The 16,708-nt window shown below is 54.8% G+C and carries 17 protein-coding genes and 1 tRNA gene; 8 read left to right on the forward strand and 10 right to left on the reverse strand.

Going from position 1 to position 16,708, the window contains the following annotated elements:
* Positions 1-23: 23 nt before the first annotated feature.
* The 4 genes from RT613_RS08480 to RT613_RS08495 all read right to left on the reverse strand — a co-directional run bounded on the left by RT613_RS08480 (position 24) and on the right by RT613_RS08495 (position 4,766).
* Entirely contained in the window at positions 24-1,022 is a 999-nt protein-coding gene (locus RT613_RS08480) for an esterase-like activity of phytase family protein (protein ID WP_313614569.1), read from the reverse strand.
* Positions 1,023-1,062: 40 nt separating this feature from the next.
* Complete coding sequence (gene cobT / locus RT613_RS08485) at positions 1,063-2,964, reverse strand: cobaltochelatase subunit CobT (RefSeq protein ID WP_313614520.1); 1,902 nt, start codon at positions 2,962-2,964, stop codon at positions 1,063-1,065.
* A gap of 104 nt (positions 2,965-3,068) precedes the next feature.
* Positions 3,069-4,058 carry a cobaltochelatase subunit CobS gene (gene cobS / locus RT613_RS08490; protein ID WP_313614521.1) on the reverse strand — a complete coding sequence of 330 codons (990 nt, stop codon included), beginning with the start codon at positions 4,056-4,058 and terminating at the stop codon, positions 3,069-3,071.
* Positions 4,059-4,136: 78 nt separating this feature from the next.
* A complete protein-coding gene (locus tag RT613_RS08495; protein ID WP_313614523.1) occupies positions 4,137-4,766 on the reverse strand; it encodes a J domain-containing protein in 630 nt (209 codons plus the stop codon).
* Positions 4,767-4,865: 99 nt separating this feature from the next.
* On the opposite strand from RT613_RS08495, the gene RT613_RS08500 reads away from it, so the two are divergent.
* Positions 4,866-5,147 (forward strand): BolA family protein, encoded by a 282-nt coding sequence (locus tag RT613_RS08500; protein ID WP_313614525.1) that lies wholly within the window; start codon positions 4,866-4,868, stop codon positions 5,145-5,147.
* A 2-nt stretch (positions 5,148-5,149) separates the two neighbouring features.
* Here RT613_RS08500 and aroB read toward each other — a convergent pair whose 3' ends face one another.
* Positions 5,150-6,283: a 3-dehydroquinate synthase gene (aroB, locus tag RT613_RS08505; RefSeq protein WP_313614527.1), complete on the reverse strand. Its 1,134-nt coding sequence runs from the start codon at positions 6,281-6,283 to the stop codon at positions 5,150-5,152.
* A complete protein-coding gene (locus RT613_RS08510) occupies positions 6,280-6,885 on the reverse strand; it encodes a shikimate kinase (RefSeq protein ID WP_313614529.1) in 606 nt (201 codons plus the stop codon). The genes aroB and RT613_RS08510 overlap by 4 nt, the downstream gene beginning before the upstream one ends.
* Positions 6,886-7,091: 206 nt before the next feature.
* On the opposite strand from RT613_RS08510, the gene RT613_RS08515 reads away from it, so the two are divergent.
* From RT613_RS08515 to RT613_RS08540, 6 genes are all read left to right on the forward strand, one after another.
* Positions 7,092-7,244, forward strand: coding sequence for a hypothetical protein (locus RT613_RS08515; RefSeq protein ID WP_313614531.1), 153 nt, complete (start codon positions 7,092-7,094; stop codon positions 7,242-7,244).
* Positions 7,245-7,262: 18 nt separating this feature from the next.
* Positions 7,263-8,207: a site-specific tyrosine recombinase XerD gene (gene xerD / locus RT613_RS08520; protein ID WP_313614533.1), complete on the forward strand. Its 945-nt coding sequence runs from the start codon at positions 7,263-7,265 to the stop codon at positions 8,205-8,207.
* A gap of 63 nt (positions 8,208-8,270) precedes the next feature.
* Positions 8,271-9,224, forward strand: coding sequence for an acetyl-CoA carboxylase carboxyltransferase subunit alpha (locus RT613_RS08525; RefSeq protein ID WP_313614535.1), 954 nt, complete (start codon positions 8,271-8,273; stop codon positions 9,222-9,224).
* A gap of 190 nt (positions 9,225-9,414) precedes the next feature.
* Positions 9,415-10,686, forward strand: coding sequence for a L,D-transpeptidase family protein (locus tag RT613_RS08530; RefSeq protein WP_313614537.1), 1,272 nt, complete (start codon positions 9,415-9,417; stop codon positions 10,684-10,686).
* Positions 10,683-10,916, forward strand: coding sequence for a sulfurtransferase TusA family protein (locus RT613_RS08535; RefSeq protein WP_313614539.1), 234 nt, complete (start codon positions 10,683-10,685; stop codon positions 10,914-10,916). The genes RT613_RS08530 and RT613_RS08535 overlap by 4 nt, the downstream gene beginning before the upstream one ends.
* A gap of 183 nt (positions 10,917-11,099) precedes the next feature.
* Positions 11,100-11,987 (forward strand): DMT family transporter, encoded by an 888-nt coding sequence (locus tag RT613_RS08540; protein ID WP_313614540.1) that lies wholly within the window; start codon positions 11,100-11,102, stop codon positions 11,985-11,987.
* 11 nt (positions 11,988-11,998) lie between these two features.
* On the opposite strand, the gene glpD is transcribed toward RT613_RS08540, so the two are convergent.
* The 4 genes from glpD to RT613_RS08560 all read right to left on the reverse strand — a co-directional run bounded on the left by glpD (position 11,999) and on the right by RT613_RS08560 (position 16,012).
* The gene (gene glpD, locus RT613_RS08545; RefSeq protein ID WP_313614542.1) at positions 11,999-13,519 is read right to left on the reverse strand and encodes a glycerol-3-phosphate dehydrogenase; all 1,521 of its coding nucleotides are present in this window, start codon (positions 13,517-13,519) and stop codon (positions 11,999-12,001) included.
* Between the two features lie 151 nt (positions 13,520-13,670).
* Positions 13,671-14,726 (reverse strand): ornithine cyclodeaminase, encoded by a 1,056-nt coding sequence (locus RT613_RS08550; protein ID WP_313614544.1) that lies wholly within the window; start codon positions 14,724-14,726, stop codon positions 13,671-13,673.
* 18 nt (positions 14,727-14,744) lie between these two features.
* A complete protein-coding gene (gene rocF, locus RT613_RS08555) occupies positions 14,745-15,665 on the reverse strand; it encodes an arginase (protein WP_313614546.1) in 921 nt (306 codons plus the stop codon).
* Positions 15,666-15,844: 179 nt separating this feature from the next.
* Complete coding sequence (locus tag RT613_RS08560) at positions 15,845-16,012, reverse strand: hypothetical protein (protein WP_313614548.1); 168 nt, start codon at positions 16,010-16,012, stop codon at positions 15,845-15,847.
* A 59-nt stretch (positions 16,013-16,071) separates the two neighbouring features.
* Between RT613_RS08560 and RT613_RS08565 the strand changes: the two genes are divergently transcribed.
* A tRNA-Gln gene (locus RT613_RS08565) sits at positions 16,072-16,145 on the forward strand.
* Positions 16,146-16,708: the final 563 nt, after the last annotated feature.

Below are 16,708 nucleotides of genomic sequence, written 5' to 3' on the forward strand. Positions count from 1 at the left end.
GAAAAAGCCCGCGTCAGCGGGCTTTATTCATTCAGGCGAAATTCCAGCATCATATTGCGTTGCAGGAATGAGTGGTTGTCATCGGACACCAGAATGATGTGGGCTGCACCATCGGGCCCGGCAATCACATCCATACCTTCCATATTGTCGATCTGGCTTTCCATGCCGGCCTGAAAGATCACCGGACCATCAAGAAGCGCACCCGGCTTGATATCGGCACCGCGAATACGCCGAATACGCACACCGACACCCTCGGCCATGTTGAACCGCCGCTCCAGCAACAACAGATCACCATTCGGCAGGAAATCGCTATCGGTGACGTCGAAGGATGGATGACGGGCAACGGTAAACGTGCCCTTCAATGGCCCCTCAAGGATCGCGCCAAGAAGATTGCCATTTTCATCGACACTTTTTTCAGCCACCACCACCAGCGCACCACGCAACGGCGAATTGGCAGGTGCGATACCCAATGCCTCCATGCCGCCATTGCCACGCAGTTCAGCCGATGGAATGAGATGAGGAATGCGTTTGGCAGGCCGTGATGTCTCAAAGCCCGGATCAGGATAGACATCGATGCGGTGTCGCTGCTCGTAACTGACAATGACCTGTCCGTCGCGCAACACCAGCCCTTCGGCGTCCATTTCCATCTTGCGGCGCGGCTCGCGTCCGGCCGCATCCAGCATCGGGGTGATCTTGACGCCAGTAACGCCGGACAATTTGCCATCAGCAGAGCGCTCGATCTGTCCAGTCATCCAGTGGCCGGTATCGAGAACGGCAATGAAATTACGACCATCGGGCCGAAACCGTATGCTGGAAACGGCACCGAACAAGGGTTCACGCGAGCTGAGAACCAGACCGCCGACAAATTCCAGCGAACCAAAACGGGTTTCCTTGCCGCTGACCTTGAAGCCTTGCAAAACTCTGGCGCTTACCGGCGCATCAACGCCGCTTGCGGCAGCCGGCACCGGCAAAGCCAGTGCTACGCTGGCAACAAGTGCTGCGCAAAACCCTTTCAGGGAGATTGGATGTTTGATCGAGCCCGTCAAGAAATACGCGTACCGCTTACCCCGCACGACGCGCTCGTCCGGACGCCTTCGTATTGCTCTGCTCCTCAAACAGCGATGCAAGCTGTTCCGTCATGGCACCTGCCAGTTCATCCGCATCAACGATGGTCACGGCACGGCGGTAATAGCGCGTCACATCGTGACCGATACCGATGGCCAGAAGCTCGACCGGTGACCGCGTCTCGATCTGTTCGATAACAGCACGCAGATGCCGTTCGAGATAATTGCCTGGATTGACCGACAGCGTGGAATCGTCGACCGGTGCACCATCGGAAATCATCATCATGATCTTGCGCTGCTCGGGACGACCGATCAGACGGTTATGCGCCCACATCAGCGCTTCACCGTCGATGTTTTCCTTCAACAGGCCTTCACGCATCATCAGGCCAAGATTGCGGCGCGACCGCCGCCATGGCGCATCTGCACTCTTGTAGATGATGTGGCGCAGATCATTGAGACGGCCAGGTGACGCAGGTTTTCCATTGGCAAGCCACTGCTCACGCGACTGACCACCCTTCCAGGCCTTGGTGGTGAAACCGAGGATTTCCACCTTGACGCCCGAACGTTCGAGTGTACGCGCCAGAATATCGGCGCAGGTGGCAGCAACCGTGATCGGGCGACCGCGCATCGAACCGGAATTGTCGATGACCAGCGACACAACAGTGTCACGGAATTTCGTGTCGCGTTCCTTTTTGAAAGACAGCGGCTGCATCGGATCGATGATCAGACGAACCAGTCTTGCCGGATCAAGGTAACCTTCTTCAAGGTCGAAGTCCCAGGAACGGTTCTGCTGCGCCATCAGGCGGCGTTGCAGGCGGTTTGCCAGGCGTCCCACGGCACCCTGCAAATGCGCAAGCTGCTTGTCGAGAAACGCACGCAACCGGTCCAGTTCCGCTTCTTCGCAGAGATCTTCGGCGCGAATTTCCTCGTCGAATTCCTCGGTGAATATGCGGTAGTCGACCTTTTCGTTGAAATCGTCAAACGGGCTGTTTGGACGTCGGGTTTCACCCGGTGTCTCGGAGTCGTCATCGAGATCATCGGACATTTCGTCCTCAGACATCTCGGCGCCATCCATTTCACCTTCGTCCATTTCCTCTTGTGAGGCTTCGCTTTCTTCAGCCGGTGCAGCGTCAGAACCGGCCTCTTCCTCGACCTGTTCTTCCTCTGTCTCGTTGCTGCGTGGTTGATCTTCTTCGCTCTCGGCGTCCTGATTGTCGGCTTCGCTGTCGACGTCACCGAGATCTTCCGCCATCTGCATCGAGGTCAGCATATGCCGCACGAGCTTGGCAAACGCCTTCTGGTCGTGGATGGCAGAACCAAGATTATCAAGATCGACCGAGGCTTTTTCCTCGATGAACGGGCGCCACAGATCCAGCACCTTGCCAGCACTTGCCGGCGGCTTTTCGCCGGTCAAGCGTTCGCGCACCAACAGTGCCACAGCTTCGGCAATCGGTGCATCATCCTGCTTTTCGATCGTCGAGAAATTGGCCTTTGCGTATTTTTCGGTGTTCATGCTGCGGATGTTGGAGGCAACACCCGGCATGCGCAGCGAACCGATCGATTCGACACGCGCCTGTTCGACGGCATCAAAGATGACACGGGCATCGGCACCCTGCGGTGCCATGGTGGCATGCACGTCACTGTCATGGCAGGCAATGCGCAGCGCCATGGAATCGCCCAGACCACGGGTGATGGCGATTTCCTGCGCTGTCGGTTTCTTAGAGATTTCCGGCAGGCGCATACGTTCGCCAGCCAGACCAGGGCGTTCATTGGCAAAAACCACCTCGACCTGGGCATTTCCCGCCACGGAACGCACGCTGCCGGCAATGGCATTACGCAACGGTTCCGTATCGATCACCGTACCGCTTTTCGCTCTGGAATTATCGCCACGCATTGCCATGCTATTACCCATTCGCCTGAGGTGCTTTGCGCGATGGTCAGCGCAAAGAACTCTCATCCCTTGATAAGTCCGACAGTTGATCTGCCCCTTGTCGGGGCAGGATATTAAGCGGAGAGAACGATGTTTGCCGCGCTTTCCTTCAGTTCCACGCCAAAGGCGCGCTGATAAAGTTCAGCAACCAGCGTGCGCTCGAGTTCGTCGCACTTGTTGAGGAAGGTGACGCGGAACGCAAAGGCGACATCGCCGAAGATTTCAGCATTTTCTGCCCAGGTGATGACGGTACGCGGGCTCATGACGGTCGAAAGGTCGCCATTGATGAAGGACGAACGTGTCAGATCGGCCAGACGCACCATCTTGGAAGCGATTTCGCGTCCCTGTGCGGTGTTCAGCTTCTTCACCTTGGCAACAACGATATCAACTTCCTTGTCGTGCGGCAGGTAGTTGAGGGTCGTCACGACAGACCAGCGGTCCATCTGCGCCTGGTTGATCTGCTGCGTGCCGTGGTAGAGACCAGTCGTATCACCAAGACCAACCGTGTTGGCGGTTGCGAAAATGCGGAATGCAGGGTGAGGACGGATAACGCGGCTCTGGTCGAGCAGTGTCAGGCGGCCCGACGATTCCAGAACGCGCTGGATAACGAACATCACGTCAGGGCGACCAGCGTCATATTCATCGAAAACCAGTGCGACATTGTGCTGGTAAGCCCAGGGCAAAATGCCGTCCTTGAATTCCGTGACCTGCTTGCCGTCTTTCAGAACAATAGCATCCTTGCCGACGAGATCGATACGGCTGACATGGCTGTCGAGGTTGACGCGTACGCAAGGCCAGTTCAGGCGCGCAGCAACCTGCTCGATGTGGGTGGACTTACCTGTGCCGTGGAAACCGGACACCATGACGCGGCGGTTGTGAGCAAAACCCGCAAGAATTGCCAGCGTCGTATCGCGGTCAAAAAGGTAGTCCGGATCGAGGTCAGGCACATAGGCATCGCCCTGGCTGTAGGCCGGAACGACCAGATCGGTGTCGATCCCAAAAACTTCCCGAACTGAAACGGTTGTGTCGGGCAGGTTGGAAATATCAAGATCAATTTTGCTCATCACGTCTCCAAGGCGGGTAGTAGCCACCCAGCCACATATCATCAGGCAATTATAAAGCGGGTTTAAGGTTCGCAGACCCTAACAGAAACCAGACTGCTTTAACAATTGATACGCTTGAATAACAGCCCGAAAACGTTCTTCCGAACCGCGATCGCCACCATTAGCATCAGGATGGTGCTTTTTGACAAGCTCCTTGTAGCGACGCTTGATTTCATCCTGTGTTGCACTGGCCGCCAGACCGAGCGTATCAAAGGCCTTGCTTTCCAGTGTTTTCAGCTTGCGGTTCTGCTGGAAGCGCTGTCCACCACTGCGTGCGCCACCGGGGCCGGTAAAACCAAACGGGTCGCGAATACGTGCATGTGCGCTGGCAGCACCTGATTTCAACGTGGAATGCAGAGGGCTGTCACGGGCCGTCTTGTTCACGCCCACTGTCCAGGTGGGGCGGTGACCGGTGATCGCCTCTTTCTGATAACGGGCAATATCCTTATCAGACAGGCCCGAGAAATAATTGTAGCCCTTGTTGTATTCCTTCACATGCTCAAAACAGAACATGAAGAATTGCCCCTCGGCATTGCGGCCGACGGGTGCGCGGTGCGCGCCAGGTCGCTCACAGCCATCCCATTGACACGTAGGAGCCTGAACCTCCTGCTGAGTGTCTTTTTTCCGGCGCGTGCGAATGCGATCGAAGTATTTCGAATCCAGTTTCATGATAGCCTGATTATGGGGTACGCAGAGGGACACAACAAGAATTGACAAACAGGAATGTTGCTGGCTTTTAAGTAGCCCCTTTTGCAATGGATTGAGACAATGTCACTGACGGCCCGCATCGAAAAAAAACTGAACGACGCTTTCGCACCGCAACGCCTTGCCGTCATTAATGAGAGCGGTAAACACGCAGGCCACCAGCCAGGAATGACCGGGGATGGGGAAACCCATATGCGTATTCAGATAGTGTCGGAGAGCTTTTCCGGCAAGTCCCGCCTGGAACGTCACCGGGCAATCAATGCCCTGCTGCAACCGGAACTGGATGCAGGTTTGCACGCATTGGCAATTGAAGCTGCCGCGCCGGGAGAACCGACGCGGTTTTAACCTCAGCCGGGGTGTTTTTCTTTCAGGAAGGATTCCACCTCGGAGGCCGCCACATTATCGGCCACAAATGACTGGCCGATGCCATGGGTCAGGATGAAGGTTAGCTTGCCGCTCTTCACCTTCTTGTCCTGCGCAATGGCAGCCATCAATGTTTCAACCGGTGGCAATGTGCCAGGAATTTCATGCATGGAAACCGGCAGGCCAACAGCCTTCAAATGGGCCTCAACCCGCTTTGCACCATCCGGGCTTGCCAGATTGAGCCGCGACGAGAACTGGTGCGCCAGCACCGTGCCAATGGCGACACCTTCGCCATGCACAAGGCGCTTGCTGTCATATTCGGTTGCCGCTTCCAACGCATGGCCAAAGGTGTGGCCGAGGTTGAGAAGGGCGCGACGTCCATTTTCGAATTCATCTTCAACGACAACATCGGATTTTGCCTGGCAGCTGGTGGCGATCGCTTCGATACGCGCCTGGCCGCCGGCAAAAACCTCCTGCCAGTTTTTCTCGAGCCATTCGAAAAAGTCCGGCTTGTCGATCAGGCCGTATTTGACGACCTCTGCATAACCGGCGCGGAATTCCCGCTTGCTGAGCGTATCCAGCACAGAGCTGTCAGCCAGCACCAGATCAGGCTGATGAAACACGCCGACCAGGTTTTTGCCATGGCGGGTATTGATGCCGGTTTTGCCACCCACAGACGAATCCACCTGCGCCAGCAATGATGTCGGGATTTGTACGAAGCGCACGCCACGACGCACGGTGCCTGCGGCAAAACCGGCGAGATCGCCGATCACGCCACCACCCAATGCTATGACCGCATCATTGCTCTCAATACGAGCCTCAAGAATGAGATCGCAGACCGCCATATAATGTTCGAAGCTTTTGGTTTTTTCACCAGCCGGCAAGGTCAGCGAAACGGCCTCGATGCCATCGGTCTGCAGACTGTCCATGATCATGTCGAGGTAAAGTGGTGCAACATGCTCATCGGTAATGATGGCAGCGCGACGCCCCTTGAGACGCGAGGAAATTTCTCCACCTGCCTTGGTGATCAGGCCCGGTCCGATGAGAATGTCATAAGCCCGCCCCACCAGTGGCACATGTACGCGCCGTTCCTGCGATGATCCTGTCGAGGTCGTCATGATTTGGCATTTCCATTCTTGGGGGTGGTGAGGTGATGTCCGGCAACGGCAGCCAGAACCTCGGCAACGATGACATCCTTGCCCACATCGCGGGACTCGACCACCAGATCAGCCTCGGCGTAGATCGGGTATCGCTTTATCATCAGATTTTCGAGCGTGGCTTTTGGATTTTCGGTTTTCAACAGCGGGCGATGATCGCGTTTGTTGACGCGTTCCCACAACACATCCAGATCCGCTTTCAGCCACAGCGACAGGCCGGCATTCTTGATGTGATTGCGGGTGGTATCGTTGATGAATGCGCCGCCGCCGGTGGACACCACTCTGGGACCACCACGCAAAAGCCGCCGGATGACCCGTGCTTCCAGTGCACGAAATTCATTCTCGCCGTATTTGGCAAAAAGATCGGTGATCGTCATGCGCGACACGCGCTCGATTTCCGCATCCGTATCAATGAAAGCGATACCAAGCTGCTGGGCCACCAGACGACCAATAGCCGATTTACCAGCGCCCATCAGACCAACAAAGACGATATTGCGCCTTCCGAGCTTCGCCCGTGCTTCCTCAGCAAGCGTGGGAACGGGTAATGTGAAAGTTTCGCTCATCAATGTGCTGGTCCGGTTCGGTTCCGGTATCTGCAAATGTTTAGCCAGCGTCAAGAGATATTCCTTATCGTACCGGTGAAAGCCCCGACATTCGTGACAGGCTTTCAACACAGGCTTGCTTGCTCTTTGCTTTCATCTTTCGCATATGGGAAAAGACAAAGCCGATCTGGCCCCAATCTGGCACAGCAACAATTGATGGAGCGCCCATGCCAACCCTGTTCCGCTTTTTGTTTATCTGCGCCGCTATTGTCGGGATCATTTACGGATCGATGGTTTCACTTGTCATGCTGGTTGAACCACGCGACCGCGACATTACCGTGCGCATTCCATCCGAGCGGCTCAATCCGCCAGTCCAGTGACGCCGAAGGAAAACACCAATGAGCAAGATGGACAGTGCACGTCTTGAAAGTTTTCTGGAAATGATGAGCGCCGAACGCGGCGCCGCAGACAATACGTTGCAATCCTACGAGCGCGACCTTGCAGATCTCGGGCAATTTCTCGGAGACAACGGCACATCTCTGATGCAGGCACAGCAGGCTGATCTCTCCGCCTACCTGTCCCACCTCGCCACGCTTGGATTTGCCGTGTCATCGCAGGCACGCCACTTGTCCAGCATGCGCCAGTTCTACAAGTTCCTCTACGCCGAGGGCCTGCGCGAAGACGACCCGACCACCATTCTCGATGCACCGAAAAAACAGCTGCCCCTGCCCAAAACCATGAGCGTTGCAGATGTGAACCGCCTTTTGCAGCAGGCAGCGACCGAAGCGGCACAGGAAGGCCCCGGTCATCTCTCACGGCTTCGCATGCATGTGCTGCTGGAACTGCTCTATGCAACAGGCATGCGTGTCAGCGAACTGGTGTCGCTGCCCGCCACCGCCCTGGCACAAAAAGAGCGTTTTTTATCGATCCGCGGCAAGGGCAACAAGGAGCGGCTGGTGCTGTTGTCACGCACAGCCATGGACGCCATGCAGGCCTATGGCCGTGCCTTGCGGGCGGTAAGCGACCCGAAAAACGATAATTCCTGGCTTTTTCCTTCTTATGGTAAATCCGGGCATCTGCCGCGTCAGGTCTTTGCCCGCGACCTCAAGGATATCGCCATTCGTGCCGGTATAAACCCGTCTGCAATATCGCCACACGTCATGCGACACGCCTTTGCCAGCCATCTTTTGCAAAATGGCGCTGATCTGCGTGCCGTGCAGGAATTGTTGGGTCATTCAGACATTGCAACGACACAAATCTATACACATGTACTGGAAGAACGCCTGCAAGAGCTGGTACAAACACATCACCCCCTTGCCAAACAGGGCAAAAAACACGATTAGAGCCTGCGGAACCGCCGGTAAGGACCGGATAAACCTTGGGCAAAACGATCGGAAACGGATCTCATGCACAACTACCTCGACTTCGAAAAACCAATCTCTGACCTTGAAGGCAAGATCATAGAGCTGAAAAAGCTCGCCACCGAGGACGAGAGCATAGACACCTCGGAGGAGATCACCCGTCTGGAAAGCCGTGTTCAGGATGCGATGCAGGACATCTATTCCAAGCTGAACCCCTGGCAGAAGACGCAGGTAGCACGCCACCCGCAGCGTCCGCACTTCGTGGATTATGCCAATGCGCTGTTTACCGACTTCACACCATTGGCAGGCGACCGCAAGTTCTCGGAAGATGCCGCCATTCAGGCAGGCCTTGGCCGCTTCAATGGACAGCCGGTTGCCATCATCGGCCAAGAAAAGGGCAACGACACCAAGTCGCGCCTCAAGCACAATTTCGGCAGCCCTCGTCCAGAAGGTTACCGCAAGGCTATCCGTATTCTGGAACTCGCTGATCGCTTCTCGCTGCCGGTCATCACGTTGATCGATACCGCAGGCGCCTATCCAGGCGTTGGCGCGGAAGAACGCGGGCAGGCGGAAGCCATCGCCCGTTCAACCGAAATGTGCCTCAACGTGAAAGTGCCAATCGTTTCCGTCGTGATCGGCGAAGGTGGCTCGGGCGGCGCAATTGCCATTGCAACCGGCAACCGCGTCTACATGCTCGAACACGCAATCTACTCGGTGATTTCTCCTGAAGGTGCAGCATCCATTCTCTGGCGCGATTCCGCGCGGGCGAAGGAAGCGGCCACCAACATGAAGATTACCTCAGAAGATTTGAAATCTCTCGGTGTTATCGACGGCGTCATTCCTGAGCCAATTGGTGGCGCACATCGCGATCCGGCCAAGGTCATCACCGCAACAGGTGACGTCATCAACAAGGCCCTGTCGGAATTGTCGACGCATTCTGCCAATCAGATTCGTGCGGAACGTCGTCAGAAATTCCTCGATATTGGTAGAAATCTCTGATTATCTGCTCCATGCGACCGAATATGGCCTAGTTTAGGCCATATTCTGATCACAGACATGTGTGCGACGGAGCCCACCGGGGTGGATTGCCGATCAGTTAAGAACATGTAAACGGTTAACGCTGTATTTTAGATGACATGCTGTTGACGGGATCGCGCCGACGGCGTCATGTTTTTTCGGATCAATCTTCATGCGTTTGATACATCTTGCTCTTCTGGCGTGCACAACCTTCGCTTTGACCAGTTGCAATGATACGCTCGACACTGTCGAAGCGGATGTTTCTCACATCAAGAACAAGGTCGGCCACCCGCTTTCCCCCGCCAGACTTGCTGAGATGCAGAAATTGGGCATGGAGCGCAATGCGCCGATCATGATCCGTATTTTCAAGGAAGAAGGCGCGCTCGAAATCTGGAAAGCGAAACGTGACAACCGTTTCGACAAGATTGCCGAATATCAGATCTGCGCATGGTCCGGGAAACTTGGCCCCAAGGTCAAGGAAGGCGACCGGCAGGCGCCTGAAGGTTTTTATAACCTGACGCCTGGTCACATGAACCCGAATTCCAGCTATTACCTGGCCATCAACACCGGCTTTCCAAACCGTTATGATCAAGCCAATGGCCGCACTGGCACCAATCTGATGATCCATGGCGCCTGCTCCTCATCCGGTTGTTATTCAATGACCGATGCACAGGTTCTGGAGATCTATGCCTTCGCCCGTGATGCATTTACGGGCGGACAGAAAACCATACAGCTTCAGGCATTTCCCTTCCGCATGACAGCAGAGAACATGGTGCGCCATCGCCACAGCGAGCACCTCGAATTCTGGAAAATGCTGAAGGTCGGTTACGACAACTTCGAGGTCACCAAACGCCCGCCGGAAGTGAATGTCTGCGAGAAGAAATATGTCTTCAACCAGCAGACAGAAGGCGGTTCGTTTAACGCATCGGCACAATGCCCGGCCATGAGCACACCACCGGCACTGGCAAGCGCACTGAGCAGCTACGGCAAGACCTATGATCTCGCCTACGACAAGGCTTCGAAGAAATATAATGGCATGGCTTGGTATGACCCGAGCGAAGCCGAGCGCAAGGCGCTGGTGGCCGACAAGCGTAAGGGCAGGGAAGCCGCCTATGCACCAACCGGATCGGCGCTCAAGGCCGGTAAACTGATGAAGGAGGCAGAATTTGCCGCCCTCATGGACAAGAAAAACAACATCACACCTGTGCTGACACCACAAAGCCCGACAACGACGGCAACCACCTCCCGCCCCGTAGCACCTCAACAGCAGGCGCCGGTGACAGCAGGGCAGACCGCTATCGCGTCGAACACGACGCAGCCGGCCGCCGGCATGACAACAGCGTCGGTTCCCGTGCCATCGATGAACCCGCTCGCCTTTGCGCCACAGCAAGCACCAGAGCCGGAAAAGAAAAAGCCATTCTGGAAGCTTTGGGCAACGGAATGACCACCGGCAGTCCGGAAGTGCTTGATCTGCGTGGGCTGCGCTGCCCATTGCCGGTTTTGCGTGCCCGCAAGCTGCTTGCCAAAAGACAATCCGGGGCCGAACTTATCGTTGAGACGAATGATCCTCTCGCGGTGATCGATATTCCCCATCTTTGCAATGAAGATGGGCACGCACTGCTTGAAAGTACCGCGCTGGAAAACAGCCATCGTTTTCACATCCGTAAGGGTTGAAACGCATCTTTTTTGCCTGATTTTGGTTTTCTCAAAACAAAATGCAGTTTTGCATGCCTGCAATTCGAAAAATCAGGTTGTCAGACAATAAAGAATAAGTTCTTATGTGCCGACTTCCCGCCTTCTATATGCATTTGGCGCGCGCCCTAAACGGCGTGGCCAGAACCAAGATATGAGCTTTCAATGCAAGCCAAGACCACCGGCCTCCTCTACGCGCTGATTGCGTTCAGCATCTTTGCGGTTCAGGACGGTATTTCAAAATATCTTGGCACGCACTACCCGCCGGTTTTTGTCACCATGATCCGTTACTGGGCTTTTGCCCTGTTTGCGATTTTTTTGGCCGTGCGCTCCCGGGAGGGGTTGCGAGCGACAATGGCTGCAAACCGGCTGGGGCTACAAATCAGCCGTGGCGTGATCCTTGCGTTGCAGATTTCCCTGTCGATCACATCCTTCGCCATTGTCGGTTTGGCGCATTCTCATTCCATTCTCGCATCAACCCCTCTGATGGTGGCAGCACTGTCTGTTCCCATTCTGGGAGAGCGTGTTGGCTGGCGTCGCTGGTCGGCTATTCTTGTTGGTTTTATCGGTGTTCTGATCATTCTCAAGCCGGAAGGTGATGGGTTTGATCCCATGCTCATCGTCACCTTCCTTGCCGCATTTTTGCTTGGGCTTTATGGCGTTTTGACACGACTGGCCAGCCGTACCGATAGTGCCATGACGAGCTTCTTTTACACCGGGGTTGCTGGCGCCGTCGCGCTGACCTTTGTTGGCCCTTTTTACTGGGTTCCCTTTGCGCCGCATGACATTGTCTGGATGCTTGCATTGTGTGCCACCGGCATGAGTGGCCACTATCTGCTCATCAAAGCCTTTGAACTGGCCGATGCAGCCTCGGTACAGCCCTTCTCCTATTACCAGCTTGTACTCGTCTCCATCATCGGCGTGACGTTGTTTGGAGAAAGCCTGAGCAGCAATATGATCATCGGAGCGGTTGTCGTTGTTGCAGCCGGGATCTTCACGATCTGGCGCGAACACATGGTGGCACGCAAGAAGCGCCATACAGATAACGGATAAGCAGACCCACGTCAGGTTACGGGATTATGCGCAGCCGCGACCATGTAGGTCTCAAGAGCGTCGATTTGTTGTGCTGTCAAGTGCAGGCCGGTCTTGGTACGGCGCCAGACGACGTCAACCGCGTGGTTGGCCCATTCCTGCGCCATCAGCCAGTCGACTTCTCTGGCATATAGATCCGCTCCAAAGTGCTGGCCAAGATCGGCAATGTGTGATGCCGAGCCGAGCAGCTTTGCGGCATTGGTGCCATACAGACGGACAAGACGTCGTGCAAAAGCCGCCTCCAGAAATGGATAGGCTGCGGATAGCTTTTTGACTTCACTCTCATACGCTGTCACACCGAAGTCGCCGCCCGGCAGGCGGCTCTGTGCCGTCCATGGTGCGCCTTTGACGACCAGCGCCTTGCCAATGATTTCCATCGCGTGTTCTGCCAGACGACGATAGGTGGTGAGCTTGCCGCCAAACACATTGAGAAGCGGCGCCTCGTCAGATGATCCATCCAGCTTCAGGACGTAATCACGGGTGGCTTCCTGCGCTTTTGAAGCGCCATCGTCATAAAGTGGGCGAACAGCGGAATAAGTCCAGACGATATCTTGCGGGCATACGGCTTCCGCAAAATACTCGCTGGCGGCATTGCAAAGATACTGTACCTCTTCATCGCTGATCTTCACATCCTTCGGATCAGCCTTGTAATCCCGATCGGTCGTGCCGATCAGCGTAAAGTCATTCTCATAGGGAATGGCAAAGATGATGCGATTGTCCGGGTTCTGGAAAAAATAAGCCCTGGGATCGTCAAACTTCTTTTTCACGATGATATGGCTGCCTTGCACAAGACGCACATTGTGTACGCCATTGCGACCCATTGCCTGACCCAGAACGTCATCGACCCACGGTCCTGCGGCATTGATCAGCATGCGTGTTTTGACCGTCGTCGTCTGACCGCTAACGGTATCGGTCAAGGTCAGAGACCAGAGTTTACCTTCACGCCGCGCCGCAGAAACCCGCGTACGGTTCATGATGCGCGCGCCACGATCCGCTGCGTCCCGCGCATTCAGCACCACCAGCCGGGCATCATCCACCCAGCCGTCGGAATATTCAAACGCCTTATCGAAGATCGGCTTGAGTGGTTTGCCCGCCACGTCGCGGCGCATATCCAGCGATTTGGTGGCGGGCAACAACTTGCGACCACCCAAGTGATCGTAGAGGAACAGGCCAAGACGAATAAGCCAGGCCGGGCGCACACCACCCTTGTGGTAGGGCAATACAAACCGCATCGGCTTGATGATGTGCGGCGCCATGGCCCACAACACTTCACGCTCCATCAGCGATTCACGTACCAGGCGAAACTCGTAATGTTCGAGGTAACGCAGACCGCCATGAATGAGTTTTGTAGCACCCGACGACGTACCCGCAGCAAAATCGCTCATTTCGGCAAGGCCAACCGAGTAACCACGACCAGCCGCATCGCGAGCGATACCGCAACCGTTAATGCCGCCGCCAATAATGAAGAGGTCGTGTATTACTTCCTGCTGCAAGTCTGTCTCCCCAAAGGAAATATCGCCTTATCGGAACAGCTTACAGCACCGAAGACAATGAAATTCAAATGAAACTATGACGAAATTCGACAGAATAACGTCATGCGTCTCAATCTGGCCAGCAGGCGGCCTAAACAGATAACAGGGCATTTTACGCCATGGAAGCCTCACAGCGCAGCAGCATACCGAACAAATCACGCGGATCGTCCGGGTCGGCCAACAGGTCAAGTTCTGCAAACAGGCCGGTATCATGCAGCTTGCCGCGCACATAACGCAGAGCAGAAAAATCTTCCGTTGCAAAACCGACGCTGTCGAAGAGCGTGATCTGCCGATCACTTGTTCTGCCCTCTATTGCTCCAGTCATCACCTGCCACAGTTCTTTCACCGGATAGTCTTCCGGCAGTTGCTGGATTTCGCCCTCGATACGGGTCTGTGGTGGATATTCAACGAATATATCCGACCGCAGAAGAATGTCCTTGTGCAGCTCTGTTTTGCCAGGGCAGTCACCACCAACCGCATTGATGTGGACACCCGGGCCGACCATGTTGTCGCTCAGGATCGTGGCATATTGTTTGTCTGCCGTGACCGTGGTGATGATATCAACCCCTTCCACAGCGTCCTGTGCTGACTGGCAAATAACGATGTCAAAGCCCTGCCCTGCGAGATTACGTCGGCATTTTTCGCTGGCCGAAAGATCGATGTCGTAAAGGCGCAGCTGATCAACTCCAAGGATTGCCTTGAAGGCACGGGCCTGAAACTCGCTCTGCGCGCCATTGCCGATAATCGCCATGGTGCGGGCATTCTTGCGGGCAAGATGTTTTGCTGCGACAGCCGATGTTGCAGCCGTGCGCAGCGCCGTCAGGATCGTCATTTCGGTCAGCAACATCGGATAACCATTGCCGACATCCGACAATACGCCGAATGCCGTCACGGTCTGGCGGCCTTCCCTGGTGTTCTTCGGATGACCATTGACGTATTTGAAGCCGTAAAGCGTGCCATCGCTGGTCGGCATCAATTCGATGACACCATCGGTGGAGTGCGAGGCAATACGCGGTGTTTTGTCAAAACTTTCCCAGCGCAGAAAATCCTCTTCAACCACATCGGCAAGCTCACGCAGGAAGGTGTCGATGCCGATCTTCAAGACCAGTTTCATCATGTGATCGACGCTGACGAATGGAACGATATTCAGATTGGGTACAATTGTCATAATTCTCTCCTCCCGCAATCAGCCGGCCCGGTTCGGGCGATCCATCACACGCTTGCCCATCAGGCTGGCGGCAAGATCCACCATCAGGAACGCTGTGCGTCCTCTTTCATCCAAAAACGGATTGAGCTCGACCAGATCAAGGCTCGAAACCAGCCCGCTGTCATGCAACATCTCCATGACGAGATGGGCTTCACGGAACGTTGCGCCGCCTGGAACTGTTGTGCCAACCGCTGGCGCGATCGCCGGCTCAAGGAAATCCACATCGAGGCTGACATGCAGCAGACCATTCTCCGCCTCAACCTTGGCCAAAAACTCTCGCAGCAATACGCCGACGCCATGCTCGTCGATCATGCGCATATCATTGACGGTGATACCCGATCCCTTCAATGCATTGCTTTCAGCGGGGTCGACGCTGCGAATACCGATCATGCAGATACGGTTTGGATCCACAGGATGTTCAAGCGGTGGAAAATAGCCTGCAAAACTATCACGCCCGCTGTAATAGGCCACAGGAACACCATGCAGATTGCCGCTGCGAGTCGTTTCAAGGCTGTGATAGTCGGTGTGCGCATCAAGCCACAGAACGAAAAGCGGACGACCTTTTTCAGCGGCACGCTTCGATAGCCCAGCAACCGTGCCGGCAGAAATCGCGTGGTCACCACCCATGAAGATTGGCATGCCCAGACCACTCTCATGATAGGCAGCCTCGGCAAGCGCTTCAGTCCAGGCAACAGTTTCGCCAAGGTGATGAACAGCTGAATTTGGATGAGGAATGTCGGCAAAGGCTTTGGGCGCTACGTTGCCAATATCGGTGACCGTATGACCGAGCGCTTCGAGAGCCGGCTTGAGGCCCGCAATTCTCAGAGCACTAGGCCCCATTTCACAGCCCAATTGCCCTGCACCGATCTGCAATGGCGCACCGATCAGTCTGCATTCCATGGCCTTTACTCCTCTAAAATTCTGGTAAAGCGATCAGACCATGTTTGAATGGCAGGATGAACAATAATTATTGGCAAATAGCGCCAAAAGCTCTGCCAATTTGCGCATTAATTCGGCCAAAATGGTAATGCAGACCCATTAAGTAAAAACTGCTCAACTCACTTTGCAATAATCCCTATTCAGCATTCGGATCGCGTCACAAAAACTGATGTTTCAACGGCATGCGGCACATTCTCACCAATACCGGCAATGAAACCTGCCTGCTTTTGCCACATCGACACGGCATGCTGGGCCAAATTTAAAACAAACAAATTTCCTGTGCCGGAAAATGCATTTTCGACTTGCATCCGGAGACAAATCATTTATATGACGCCCTAGCAAAGCGGTACAGCCACTTCGCAAGCGTTGGGGAATAGTTCAACGGTAGAACGACGGACTCTGACTCCGTTAATCTTGGTTCGAATCCAGGTTCCCCAGCCAACGCTTTCTTTCAAAAAATCAAATATATACGCATAAAGCCGACAATCGCTAACGCTGTGTATTTGTTATCGCGTGTCTGGCTGTACGCGTTCATTTCCTTCTGCATTAAACTCTTTGCCGATTTCAAATAAACAGCAATTTCCATGCTGGACTATGTCTAGTATCACACTGACGACCTACCAGTCCCAGCCTTGGTTTTAGCCACTCTCCAACATATCAACGTGAAATCGTCCACTCTCCTCGTAACTAACTCCAAGCCGATTTTGCGCGGTCAAAACGTCGCTGTAGACACGCACCCTTGCAACTTCCCCTACACGGCAACTGCATGGTCATGAGGCACAAACTCACCACTCCGGCAACCAACCCATCAGCACAGAAGGCTGCACAACTGCAAGCGTTTACTAAGCGTATGAGCCTGCTTGGAACAATTGGGTTTGATCACGGAGCGAGTTCGAGTGGGTGCTGTATTGTGGCGGTAATGAGCCCCATTGGCCAGTTTGGGCGCGGCTCTCTCTTTCAGATGGGACAATCGATAAGGATCGCTGTCTTCAGCTGTCAGATTC

Source organism: Agrobacterium sp. (assembly GCF_032092815.1).
Taxonomy (GTDB): Bacteria; Pseudomonadota; Alphaproteobacteria; order Rhizobiales; family Rhizobiaceae; genus Agrobacterium.

Excerpts from the sequence above, each read along its gene's own strand:
- cobT (WP_313614520.1), bottom strand. The coding sequence starts at position 2,964 with ATGGCAATGCGTGGCGATAATTCCAGAGCGAAAAGCGGTACGGTGATC.
- cobS (WP_313614521.1), bottom strand. The coding sequence starts at position 4,058 with ATGAGCAAAATTGATCTTGATATTTCCAACCTGCCCGACACAACCGTT.
- RT613_RS08495 (WP_313614523.1), bottom strand. The coding sequence starts at position 4,766 with ATGAAACTGGATTCGAAATACTTCGATCGCATTCGCACGCGCCGGAAA.
- RT613_RS08500 (WP_313614525.1), top strand. The coding sequence starts at position 4,866 with ATGTCACTGACGGCCCGCATCGAAAAAAAACTGAACGACGCTTTCGCA.
- aroB (WP_313614527.1), bottom strand. The coding sequence starts at position 6,283 with ATGACGACCTCGACAGGATCATCGCAGGAACGGCGCGTACATGTGCCA.
- RT613_RS08510 (WP_313614529.1), bottom strand. The coding sequence starts at position 6,885 with ATGAGCGAAACTTTCACATTACCCGTTCCCACGCTTGCTGAGGAAGCA.
- RT613_RS08515 (WP_313614531.1), top strand. The coding sequence starts at position 7,092 with ATGCCAACCCTGTTCCGCTTTTTGTTTATCTGCGCCGCTATTGTCGGG.
- xerD (WP_313614533.1), top strand. The coding sequence starts at position 7,263 with ATGAGCAAGATGGACAGTGCACGTCTTGAAAGTTTTCTGGAAATGATG.
- RT613_RS08525 (WP_313614535.1), top strand. The coding sequence starts at position 8,271 with ATGCACAACTACCTCGACTTCGAAAAACCAATCTCTGACCTTGAAGGC.
- RT613_RS08530 (WP_313614537.1), top strand. The coding sequence starts at position 9,415 with ATGCGTTTGATACATCTTGCTCTTCTGGCGTGCACAACCTTCGCTTTG.
- RT613_RS08535 (WP_313614539.1), top strand. The coding sequence starts at position 10,683 with ATGACCACCGGCAGTCCGGAAGTGCTTGATCTGCGTGGGCTGCGCTGC.
- RT613_RS08540 (WP_313614540.1), top strand. The coding sequence starts at position 11,100 with ATGCAAGCCAAGACCACCGGCCTCCTCTACGCGCTGATTGCGTTCAGC.
- RT613_RS08550 (WP_313614544.1), bottom strand. The coding sequence starts at position 14,726 with ATGACAATTGTACCCAATCTGAATATCGTTCCATTCGTCAGCGTCGAT.
- rocF (WP_313614546.1), bottom strand. The coding sequence starts at position 15,665 with ATGGAATGCAGACTGATCGGTGCGCCATTGCAGATCGGTGCAGGGCAA.
- RT613_RS08560 (WP_313614548.1), bottom strand. The coding sequence starts at position 16,012 with ATGCAAGTCGAAAATGCATTTTCCGGCACAGGAAATTTGTTTGTTTTA.